The sequence below is a fragment of the Lacrimispora amygdalina genome, from assembly GCF_003432035.1.
Lineage (GTDB): Bacteria > Bacillota > Clostridia > Lachnospirales > Lachnospiraceae > Lacrimispora > Lacrimispora amygdalina.
In genome coordinates this window covers 19,928-31,033 of the sequence record NZ_QOHO01000033.1, presented here as the reverse complement: position 1 = coordinate 31,033, position 11,106 = coordinate 19,928, and the positions used below count along the sequence as shown (strand labels likewise).

Genomic DNA, 11,106 nt, shown 5'->3' with positions numbered 1-11,106 from the left:
GCTAAGCCGGTGGTCATGATTCATATGCTGATTGGCTGGAATAACGATAAAAAGAAGGGGGACCGGAATGGAGAAGGAAGAGAAAAAGATATTAAGCATATCCGTCAGAAATCTGGTGGAATTCGTACTGCGTTCCGGTGACCTGGATAACCGCCGTAATTTTACTGCGGAAAAGAATGCCATGCAGGAGGGAAGTCGGATCCACAGAAAGATCCAGCGCCGCATGGGAGCCGATTACAAGGCTGAGGTATCATTAAAGCATGTGGTTGAGGAAGATCAGTTCCAGATTCTGGTGGAAGGAAGAGCGGATGGGATTATCGACAAACCGGAAGAACTGATCATAGATGAAATCAAAGGAATCTATATGGATTTGTCCTATCTGGACGAACCGTTTCCTGTTCATCTGGCCCAGGTCATGTGTTACGGCTATTTTTACTGTTTTGACAAGCAGAAGAATGGGGCGGTCATGCAGGTGACCTACTGTAACATAGAGACAGAGGAGATCCGCCGCTTTCAGACAGAGAAGTCCTTTGAAGAACTGGAGACCTGGTTTCAGGGGCTGATTCATGAATATGTAAAATGGGCAAGGTATTTGTACAGCCATGGAATAAGAAGAGATGAATCCATCCGGGAACTGGAATTTCCATATCCCTACCGTCAGGGACAGCGGGAACTGGCGGTTTCTGTATTTCGCAGTATACAAAGGAAGCGTAATTTATTCATTCAGGCACCTACCGGAATCGGAAAGACACTATCCACAGCCTTTCCGGCAGTAAAGTCAATCGGAGAGGGGCTGGGAGATAAGCTCTTTTATTTAACGGCAAAAACCATTACAAGGGGAGTCGCCGAAGAATCATTCGATATTCTAAGAAAAAAGGGACTTTATTTCAGCACCGTCACCATCACAGCGAAGGAAAAGCTCTGCTTTCTGGAAAAACCGGAATGCAATCCCGATGCCTGTCCCTATGCAAAGGGACATTTTGACCGTGTGGGGGATTGTGTCTATGAGATCATCCATAACGAATTTGGAATCACCAGAGATGTGATATTGCAGTACGCCAGTAAATTTCATGTGTGTCCCTTTGAATTATGCCTTGATATCAGCAACTGGGTGGATGGAGTGATCTGTGATTATAATTATGTCTTTGATCCTGATGTCAGGTTAAAAAGATATTTTTCTGAAGGCATTACAGGAGAATATATATTTTTGGTTGATGAGGCTCATAATCTGGTTCCAAGAGCCAGAGAGATGTACAGTGCAGCTATCTGGAAAGAGGACTTTCTTCTTATTAAAAAGATCATTAAGCCCATGAATGAAAAAATAAGCCGTCTGCTTGACCGGTGTAACAAAGAACTGCTGGAAATGAAACGGCAGTGTGAGGGGTACCGCATTCTGGAAGACATCCGTTTCTTTATTACCAGTGTCATGACCTTATTTGGGGAAATGGAACTGTTTATGGAGAAAAATGCTGAATTTGGTGACCGGGACCTGGTGCTGGATTTCTTCTTTGATTTAAGGAAGCTTCTTAATATCTATGACCGGCTGGATGATAATTACCGGATCTATACGGAACTCATGCCTGACGGCCGTTTTATGCTGAGGCTGTTTTGTGTAAATCCGTCAAAGAATTTAAAAGAGTGTCTGAATAAAGGAAACAGCACCGTATTCTTTTCGGCAACGCTGCTCCCGGTTTCCTATTATAAAGAGCTTTTAAGCGGCGACCAGGAGGAATATGCCGTTTATGCCCATTCACCCTTTGACCAGAAAAAGCGGCTGTTGATGGTGGGGACGGATGTGAGCAGCCGTTATACAAGAAGAAACAGAAACGAATACCGGAAGGTGGCAGATTACATCGGTAAGATCGTATCTGCAAGAAGAGGAAATTATATGGTGTTTCTTCCATCTTATCAGTATTTAAGAGAAATAGAAGCCATTTTGCAGGAGAAAGTCCCGGCTGACGGCTCTGTCACATATTCTGCCCAGGGGTCTCATATGAATGAGCAGGACAGAGAAGAGTTCTTAATGGAATTTTCCAGGGAGAGGAAAGATTCCTTTGTAGGTCTCTGCGTTATGGGCGGCGTATTTTCCGAAGGCATTGATTTAAAGGATGAAAGGCTGATCGGCGTTATCATAGTGGGAACCGGACTGCCTATGGTCTGTACGGAGCAGGATATTTTAAAAGATTATTTTGAGGAAAAATCATCCAAAGGATTTGATTATGCCTATCAGTATCCTGGCATGAATAAGGTCATGCAGGCAGCCGGAAGGGTAATACGTACGGCTCAGGATGAAGGGATTATCGCCCTTCTTGATGAACGCTTTATGCGTCCCGAATATCAGGCGCTGTTTCCCAGGGAGTGGGACAGCTTTTATGAAGTGAAATTAAAGAATGCGAAAGAGGTTGCCAGACATTTCTGGGACAGCAGGCAGGAGGAGAAAGGTGATGGAGCAGATACTGAGATTACGACCGTATAAAAGAGAGGATGGAACGTATTTGTTAAAATGGCTTACGGACCGGCGTATGCTTGGAATGTGGTGCAGAGAACATTTTCTATTTCCATTGTCAGACGGTCAGCTGGACCGGTATTACAAAGAGTTGGAAAATGACCCTTATGCCTTCGGATTTACTGCGTTAAATGAGAGGGGAGTTCCGGTAGGAAGCTTTCGAATGTCCAGAGTGGATTATGAGAATAAAAGCGTCCATCTCGGTTTTATTGTCATCGACCAGAGCCTGCGGGGACAGGGACTTGGAGAACGGATGGTGTCAATGGCAGTCCGTTACGGGAAAGAATTTCTGGGAATGGAACGGATCACGTTAAATGTATTTGACTGCAATCCCGGAGCCAGACGGTGCTATGAGAAAGCAGGATTTAAAGAGGAACAGTATAAAAAAGAAGATTTTGCCTTTGAAGACGAACAATGGGGAAACTACCTTATGGTTTACGGAAAGTAAAACGCTGCCGGAAGAATCATCCGGCAGCGGGAATACGGTCAAAGCATGTCCATAAATTGTCTGGAAGCCTGAGAAACGGGTATATTTTCATTATAGGCCACAACCATCTGGCGGGTGGGCAGTTTTTCTGTCAGCCTCACCTGGAATAAATCCCTGTCATTATTCGGGATGCAAAAATCCGGGACAAAGGCGATTCCAAGCCCGATGCGTGCCAAGTCGATTAAAAGATCGTTGCTGCTTAATTCAATTTCAGGAACTAAGTCCAGCTGCTCCTTCTGGAACATATGATGGAGAAATTCACTGGTGGTGCTTTTCCGGTCCAGCATAAGAATGGGATAGGTCTGAAGCTTCTGAAGGTTAACGGTCTCCCCTTTTAATGGAAAGTACTCCTGATTTGCCACAAATACGTCTGCGAATTCATTAATCACCCGGATCTTCTGGGAACTTAAAAGACCTGAATTGGGATAGTTGGTGATGATGAAATCCACCTGACCGTTCTCCAGTAAATGGGCGCATTCGATGGAGGTCTGATTGGTCACCTTGATGTGCACATTCGGGTAGGCTTTATGGAATCTGTTTAAATAAGGGACCAGATAATAGCGGCAGATGGTATCACTGGCTCCGATGCGCAGCTGGCCTCCGTTTAAGGTATTGGCTTCCAGAAGCTGGTTTTCTCCTTTTTGGATGAGGTTAATGGCAGGCTCGATGTGTTTTAGAAGGATCTCCCCTTCCGGAGTGAGCTGAACCTTTTTGGTGCTTCTGATAAAGAGTGTCTGATTTAATTTCTTTTCCAGTACCTTTACTGACTGGCTGACTGCAGACTGGGAAATAAAGAGTTGTTTGGAGGCCTCCGAAAAACTAAGTGTTGCGGCAACATGATAAAAAACTTTGTACAGTTCATAATTAATATCCATCATTAGCCCTCCTTATAAATATAAGGATATTCTATCACAATAATGATGGATTTGTAAAGGAAATTGACAAATTTGTTGGACTGAGGTATAGTAACGGGCACAGGAATCAGGTGACTATAAATAAAGGAGTAAAAAAATATGCATGATAATTTTTACCAGATGTATCTGGATGAGATGGGAGAGATCGCACCCTGTACAGGAGATGAACAGTTAAAGCTGATTTCGGATTTAAGGGGCGGAAATCAGGAGGCGAAAAAGAGGCTTGTAGAAGGAAACTTAAGAACTGCTCTGGAATATGCCAGGGAATATGACGGAAAGGGCGTGCTTTTGACTGATCTGGTACAGGAGGCCAACATGGCTCTTTTAATGGCAGTGGAAGAATATGCAAAAGCAGGCGGGGAAACCGGATTTGACAGCTATGTGTCACAAAGAATAAAGAAAGCTCTGGAACTGGCTGTGGAAGAGGAACAGTCTGCAGACCGGACAGGAGAGGAACTGGCGGCAAGAGTCAATGTTCTTTCCCAGATCTCCCAGACACTTGCAGCAGAGCTTGGACGGGAGGCTACTGTGGAGGAACTTGCGGATAAGATGAAAATGAGCGTGGATGAAATTCAGGGAATTATGAAGATGGCAATGGATGCAGTGAGTCTGAATGCGGAAAATGCGGATTTAGAGGCATTGTCAGAAGTCAGTGATCTGGAAATTACTGAATCCGATGAGGAAGATTACGACTACGAAGTTTAAATACCAGGAGAAAAAAGATGAAGATATATCTGATACGCCATGGACAGACAGATTGGAACATACAGGGAAAGATTCAGGGGAGCCATGATATCCCGCTGAATGAAACCGGGCTTATGCAGGCGGAGAAACTGGCTGCAGGTATGGAGTCCAGACCGGTGAAAAAAATATTTTCCAGTACGCTTAAACGAGCGATGGCAACGGCAGAAGCGCTTGGAAGCAGGCAGGAGGCAGAAATCATCCCAATGCCCCAGCTCATAGAAGTGGAGTTCGGAAAGTGGGAAGGGCTGACATGGGAAGAGATTGAGAAAGCTTATCCCAAAGAATACAGACACTGGGTAACCGATCCTGCCCAGGCTGCACCTCCTGGCGGAGAAAGCCAGAAAGAGATTATCAACCGATGCAAGACGGCATTAAATGAGATAATAAAACAAACCGGTGGAAGGGAAGATATCGCAGTGGTCTCCCATGGGGCGACTCTTGCCTGGCTGGTTTCCGTCATGCTGGGACCGGATGTGGAAGAGGAAAGCATTATTGTAGAGAATGCCAGCATCACTACGGTTCATTACAGCCCACTGACTGAAATTTTTACTGTGATGGAAAAGAATGATACTTCCCATATGATATCTTTATAGTGTCTGCAATATAAAAAAGGGAAAGCCTTTTAAAGCTTTCCCTGATCTTTAATCAAACAATGTCTCAACCAGAATTTTCATCATGGAAGGTGTAGTGCGGATAAACAGCCTGTCACGACCGCTGCAGCGGATGGTGGTTTTCAGCATAACCTCTTTGGAGGCGGAGGTATCGAATATGCCTACCATATTGGCGCAGGATTCCACGATGGAATTAAGCTGTCCCGCCTTCTGGATAAAAGTATCAATATGGCTTTCCCTAAGCTGTAAACATACCTCCAGATTGGGAGTCTGCTCATCTGTCTGATACTGTGTGCTTTCAAATAAGTATTTCTCGGATAAATCTTTTAACTGCTGATCAAGTTCCATTCAATTAACGCTCCTTCATAAAAAAATCCTTTACTACTATATTGTAAAATCTTTTTTTTTTCAAGCGGTGTTATAAAAGATGAAGAGATATGTCGAAATAAGTAAATTTGTAATTATTCAGAAGAAACTGACCAATCCTGTTCCTGTTGTAAGACAATGAAAAATTGTGAATCATTTATCTAGGGTTGATTTTCTGTTGTCTCTATATTATGATAACATTATCACAATATTGTAAGTACTTACAAAAAGCGTCAGGGAGGAATCTGTCAATATGAAGGAAATCAGGGGTAATGTAATCGTCGGCCAGTCGGGAGGACCAACCGCAGTGATTAATTCCAGCCTTGTGGGAGTGTATAAAACGGCGAAGGACAGAGGGGCGAAAATCGTATATGGAATGCTTCATGGGATTCAGGGGCTGCTTGAAAACCGTGTGGTGGACTTGTCCGAACACATTAAAAGTGATCTGGATATCGAGCTGTTAAAGCGGACGCCATCGTCTTATCTTGGCTCCTGCAGATATAAGCTGCCGGAAATCCATGAAGATCAGGAGATTTACAGAAAAATATTTAAAATATTAGAAGACATGGAGATTGAATATTTCTTCTATATAGGCGGAAATGATTCCATGGATACCATTAAGAAGCTATCCGATTATTCTATTTTAAACGGCAGCAGGATACGTTTTATGGGTGTTCCGAAAACCATTGACAATGATCTGGCCGCAACTGATCATACGCCAGGATATGGAAGTGCTGCAAAGTACATCGGTTCCATTACAAAGGAGGTAATCCGGGATGGTCTTGTGTACGATCAGCAGAATGTAACCCTGATTGAAATTATGGGACGGAATGCAGGCTGGCTTACCGGAGCTGCGGCGCTGGCAAAGTGTGAGGACTGTGAAGGGCCGGATATGATTTTCCTTCCTGAGATTGCTTTTGATATAGAAGAATTTATGAAGAAGGTGGCTGAGCTTCACAAACGGAAAAAATCGGTGGTGGCTGCCATTTCTGAAGGAATCCGGGTGGAAGACGGCAGATATGTCTGCGAACTGACGGATAATGTGGACTATGTGGATGCCTTCGGACACCGGCAGCTTACCGGAGCGGCCAGATACCTTGCAGGCCGGATCGCAAGGGAAACAGGCTGCAAGACGAGAGCCATTGAGTTCAGTTCCCTCCAAAGATGTGCTTCCCATATGGTCTCCAGAGTGGATATAACAGAGGCTTACCAGGTGGGAGGAGCTGCTGTGAAGGCAGCTTTTGAGGGGGAAACAGGAAAGATGGTAATTTTAAAACGAATCTCTGATGATCCCTACATCTGCGTAACAGATATTTATGATGTCCATAAGATTGCAAACATTGAAAAAAAGGTTCCAAGAGAATGGATCAATGAAGCGGGTGATTATGTAACAGAAGAGTTTATCAGTTATATCCGCCCTCTCATTCAGGCGGAGCTGACTCCCATCATGGCGGATGGCCTTCCAAGACATCTGTATTGCAAAGATCATACCAAATGAATAAAAAACGGTGCCGAATCGGATTAAGTTCGGCACCGTTTATTAATTAAAGTGATTAATGACATAAGATATATTAATTTCTCTAATTGATATGTTTTATGATATGATAATTGTACGATAATAACAGGGAAGTCTGACCTGATGGATCATAAGGATTCTTTACAAGGAGGAAATTATGAGTGTAAGAAGAGTATACGTTGAGAAAAAAGCAGCTTATGCCGTAAAAGCAGGAGAACTGAAAGAGGAGATCGCAAACTATCTGGGAATCGGCACAGTGACTGATGTGCGGGTTCTGATCCGGTACGATGTGGAAAATTTATCTGAGGAGACCTATAAACTGGCTCTTACTGCCGTTTTTTCAGAACCTGCCGTTGATCTGGTTTATGAGGAAGAAGTTCCGGTAAAAGAAGGGGATACCGTTTTTACAGTGGAATATCTTCCGGGACAGTTTGACCAGAGAGCGGATTCTGCAGAGCAGTGTGTGAAGATTCTCAGGGAAGATGAGGAACCGGTGATTAAATCTGCAACCACCTATGTCATATCCGGCGCTCTTACAAATGCTCAGGCAGAAGAAGTGAAGTCTTTTTGCATTAATCCGGTGGATTCCAGACAGGCAGAGGAGACAAAACCCCAGACTCTTGTTACTGTATTTGACATACCGGAAGATGTGATTATTTTTGACGGATTTCAGATTCTGGAAGAGACACAGTTAAAGGAATTATATGATTCCTTAAATCTTGCCATGACGTTTCAGGATTTCCTCCATATTCAGAACTATTACAGGGATGAAGAACACAGAGATCCAACCATGACAGAAATCCGGGTGCTTGATACTTACTGGTCGGATCATTGCCGTCATACCACATTCCAGACCGAGTTAAAGGAAGTGGAATTTACAGACGGGGACTATAAAAAACCCATGGAGGCCACGTACCGCCGCTATCTTACTGACAGAGAGGAAGTATTGAAGGGGAAGAACGGAAAGTTTGTCTGTCTCATGGATCTGGCACTGATGGCCATGAAGAAGCTGCGCATGGAGGGAAAACTTGAGGATCTGGAAGTATCTGATGAAATCAATGCGTGCAGCATCGTAGTTCCGGTGGAGATTGATGGTAAGGAAGAGGAATGGCTTGTGAATTTCAAAAATGAAACCCACAACCATCCCACGGAAATCGAGCCTTTCGGAGGTGCGGCAACCTGTCTTGGCGGCGCCATCAGAGATCCTCTTTCCGGACGTACTTACGTTTATCAGGCCATGCGTGTGACCGGTGCAGCTGATCCCACCAGACCATTAAAGGAGACGCTGAAGGGGAAACTGCCTCAGAGAAAGATCGTGACTGGAGCAGCCAGGGGATACAGTTCCTACGGTAATCAGATTGGTCTTGCAACCGGCTATGTAAAGGAAATCTATCACCCCAACTACGTAGCAAAGAGAATGGAAATCGGAGCGGTTATGGGTGCAGCACCCAGGAAAAATGTGATCCGGGAAACTTCAGATCCGGGTGATATTATCATCCTTCTGGGGGGAAGAACCGGACGTGACGGTTGCGGAGGCGCTACCGGTTCCTCTAAGGTTCATACGGAAGATTCCATTGAAACCTGCGGTGCAGAGGTTCAGAAAGGAAACGCTCCTACCGAAAGAAAGATCCAGAGATTATTCCGCAGGGCAGAAGTCAGCCGCATTATTAAAAAGTGCAATGACTTCGGCGCAGGCGGCGTTTCGGTAGCAATCGGAGAGCTGGCAGAGGGACTTAAAATTGACCTGGACAAGGTTCCGAAAAAATATGCCGGACTTGACGGTACGGAAATCGCTATTTCTGAGTCCCAGGAGCGTATGGCAGTGGTGATTGATCCAAAAGATGTGGATCAGTTCCTTTCCTATGCAGCAGAGGAGAACTTAGAGGCAGTTGCAGTTGCCGTGGTGACGGAAGAGCCCAGACTTGTGATGAGCTGGAGAGGGAAAACCATTGTAGATATCAGCCGTGGATTTTTAGATACCAACGGGGCTCATCAGGAGGCATCTGTGGTTGTGGAAGTTCCGTCTAAGGAAGACAGTGCTTTTGTAAAAAAGGAAATTACAGATGTTAGGAGCACCTGGCTGAACCTTCTTTCCAGTTTAAACGTATGCTCCCAGAAGGGACTGGTGGAAATGTTTGACGGTTCCATCGGTGCAGGAAGTGTCTTTATGCCATATGGAGGAAAATATCAGCTTACAGAAACCCAGTCTATGGTGGCCAAACTTCCTCTGGAAAAGGGCACTACGGATACTGTTACCATGATGAGCTATGGTTTCGATCCTTATTTATCCAGCTGGAGCCCTTATCACGGTGCAATTTATGCTGTTTTGTCATCGGTAGCAAAAATTGCGGCGGCAGGCGGTGATTATAAAAAGATCCGTTTCACCTTCCAGGAATATTTCCGCCGTATGTCAGAGGACCCTTCTCGCTGGAGCCAGCCATTTGCAGCCCTTTTAGGAGCTTACCATGCCCAGATGGGCTTTGGTCTGCCGTCCATTGGAGGTAAGGACAGTATGTCGGGTACCTTCCAGGATGTGGATGTTCCGCCAACCCTTGTGTCCTTTGCAGTAGATATTGCCAGCTATAAGCACATGATCACTCCTGAATTGAAACAGCCGGGAAGCAGACTGGTCCTGGTTGAAATTCAAAAGGACGAGTATGATCTTCCGGTATATGAACAGGTTATGGATCTTTACGGAAAATTGTTTGAGGACATCAAGGCACGGCGTGTGATTTCCGCCTACGCAGTAGAGGGAAATGGTATTTGCGAAGCAGTGAGCAAGATGGCCTTTGGAAACAAGCTGGGAGTTAAACTGGAAGAAACAGTGAAGCCGGAACAGCTTTTTGAGGCCGGATGGGGAAATCTTGTATGTGAGATTCCAGATGGTAAGATAACAGAGCTTATGATTCCATATACCGTAATCGGTGCAGTGACAGACCAGGGATTGTTTGAATATGGAAATGTGAAAATCTCCGTAGATGAGGCAATTCATGTATGGACGAAGACTCTTGAGGATGTATTCCCCACCAATTCAGGTGCGAAAGAGAAAGCGGCAGCTGAGAAAGTCTATGAGACGTCAAAACTCTATGTCTGCAAAAACAAGGTTGCAAAGCCGACCGTATTCATTCCGGTATTCCCGGGAACAAACTGTGAATACGACAGCACCAGAGCCTTTGAAAAGGCTGGTGCCAACGTGGTTACCCGTGTATTTAGAAACTTAACTGCGGGTGACATCCGGGAATCCATTGAGTGTTACAAAACAGAGATCAGCAAATCCCAGATCGTGATGTTCCCGGGAGGATTTTCAGCTGGTGATGAACCGGACGGATCCGCCAAATTCTTTGCTGCAGTATTCAGAAATGCAGCCATTAAGGAAGAGATCACAAAGCTTATGGAAGAAAGAGACGGTCTGATGTTAGGCATCTGCAACGGTTTCCAGGCACTTATTAAGCTGGGGCTGGTACCGGAAGGCGCTGTTACAAAGCAGAGAGAGGATTCGCCTACTCTTGCCATGAATACCATCGGACGCCATATTTCCAAGATGGTATATACAAAGGTGGTTTCCAACAAGTCTCCATGGCTGTCCGGCGCACAATTAGGCGGCGTTTACTGCAACCCTGCTTCTCATGGTGAGGGACGGTTTGTTGCCAATGAGGAATGGCTGGAGAAACTGATGCAAAACGGACAGGTGGCAACCCAGTATGTAGATGCTGCCGGCTGCCCCACCATGGATGAGGAATGGAATCCAAACGGTTCTTATATGGCAATTGAAGGAATTACAAGCCCGGACGGAAGAATCCTCGGCAAGATGGCACATTCCGAGCGGCGGGGAGACGGCGTTGCCATAAATATCTATGGGGAACAGGATATGAAGGTATTTGAATCAGGAGTAAATTATTTTAAATAAATGAAATAGAAAAATCAGCCGGCCTGCGGAAGACTGCCGCAGTCATGGCTGATTT

General features: G+C 45.1%; 8 protein-coding genes. 6 read left to right on the top strand and 2 right to left on the bottom strand.

The annotated features are described in order from the left end of the window. Positions 1-67: 67 nt before the first annotated feature. Together DS742_RS12645 and DS742_RS12640 are read left to right on the top strand one after the other, a co-directional pair. Positions 68-2,476, top strand: coding sequence for an ATP-dependent DNA helicase (locus DS742_RS12645; RefSeq protein WP_117417354.1), 2,409 nt, complete (start codon positions 68-70; stop codon positions 2,474-2,476). After that, positions 2,445-2,954, top strand: coding sequence for a GNAT family N-acetyltransferase (locus DS742_RS12640; RefSeq protein WP_117417353.1), 510 nt, complete (start codon positions 2,445-2,447; stop codon positions 2,952-2,954). Before DS742_RS12645 ends, DS742_RS12640 begins: the two co-directional genes overlap by 32 nt. Before the next feature lie 38 nt (positions 2,955-2,992). Here the strand turns inward: DS742_RS12640 and DS742_RS12635 are convergent, their stop codons facing one another. Next, entirely contained in the window at positions 2,993-3,868 is an 876-nt protein-coding gene (locus tag DS742_RS12635; protein ID WP_117417352.1) for a LysR family transcriptional regulator, read from the bottom strand. A 138-nt stretch (positions 3,869-4,006) separates the two neighbouring features. Here DS742_RS12635 and DS742_RS12630 point away from each other — a divergent pair, with 138 nt between their 5' ends. Next, positions 4,007-4,612: a sigma-70 domain-containing protein gene (locus DS742_RS12630; RefSeq protein ID WP_170313449.1), complete on the top strand. Its 606-nt coding sequence runs from the start codon at positions 4,007-4,009 to the stop codon at positions 4,610-4,612. Positions 4,613-4,629: 17 nt separating this feature from the next. Further along, positions 4,630-5,244: a histidine phosphatase family protein gene (locus DS742_RS12625; RefSeq protein ID WP_117417351.1), complete on the top strand. Its 615-nt coding sequence runs from the start codon at positions 4,630-4,632 to the stop codon at positions 5,242-5,244. 48 nt (positions 5,245-5,292) lie between these two features. Here DS742_RS12625 and DS742_RS12620 read toward each other — a convergent pair whose 3' ends face one another. Then, on the bottom strand, positions 5,293-5,610 hold the full coding sequence (locus tag DS742_RS12620) for a hypothetical protein (protein ID WP_117417350.1): 318 nt from the start codon (positions 5,608-5,610) through the stop codon (positions 5,293-5,295). Positions 5,611-5,881: 271 nt separating this feature from the next. Here DS742_RS12620 and DS742_RS12615 point away from each other — a divergent pair, with 271 nt between their 5' ends. Together DS742_RS12615 and DS742_RS12610 are read left to right on the top strand one after the other, a co-directional pair. Next, positions 5,882-7,126: a 6-phosphofructokinase gene (locus DS742_RS12615; RefSeq protein WP_117417349.1), complete on the top strand. Its 1,245-nt coding sequence runs from the start codon at positions 5,882-5,884 to the stop codon at positions 7,124-7,126. A 175-nt stretch (positions 7,127-7,301) separates the two neighbouring features. Beyond that, positions 7,302-11,051, top strand: coding sequence for a phosphoribosylformylglycinamidine synthase (locus DS742_RS12610; protein ID WP_117417348.1), 3,750 nt, complete (start codon positions 7,302-7,304; stop codon positions 11,049-11,051). Positions 11,052-11,106 lie beyond the last annotated feature (55 nt).

What these genes read in the sequence shown, in the direction of transcription:
- DS742_RS12645 (WP_117417354.1), top strand. Translation starts at nt 68, where the DNA reads ATGGAGAAGGAAGAGAAAAAGATATTAAGCATATCCGTCAGAAATCTG.
- DS742_RS12640 (WP_117417353.1), top strand. Translation starts at nt 2,445, where the DNA reads ATGGAGCAGATACTGAGATTACGACCGTATAAAAGAGAGGATGGAACG.
- DS742_RS12635 (WP_117417352.1), bottom strand. Translation starts at nt 3,868, where the DNA reads ATGGATATTAATTATGAACTGTACAAAGTTTTTTATCATGTTGCCGCA.
- DS742_RS12630 (WP_170313449.1), top strand. Translation starts at nt 4,007, where the DNA reads ATGCATGATAATTTTTACCAGATGTATCTGGATGAGATGGGAGAGATC.
- DS742_RS12625 (WP_117417351.1), top strand. Translation starts at nt 4,630, where the DNA reads ATGAAGATATATCTGATACGCCATGGACAGACAGATTGGAACATACAG.
- DS742_RS12620 (WP_117417350.1), bottom strand. Translation starts at nt 5,610, where the DNA reads ATGGAACTTGATCAGCAGTTAAAAGATTTATCCGAGAAATACTTATTT.
- DS742_RS12615 (WP_117417349.1), top strand. Translation starts at nt 5,882, where the DNA reads ATGAAGGAAATCAGGGGTAATGTAATCGTCGGCCAGTCGGGAGGACCA.
- DS742_RS12610 (WP_117417348.1), top strand. Translation starts at nt 7,302, where the DNA reads ATGAGTGTAAGAAGAGTATACGTTGAGAAAAAAGCAGCTTATGCCGTA.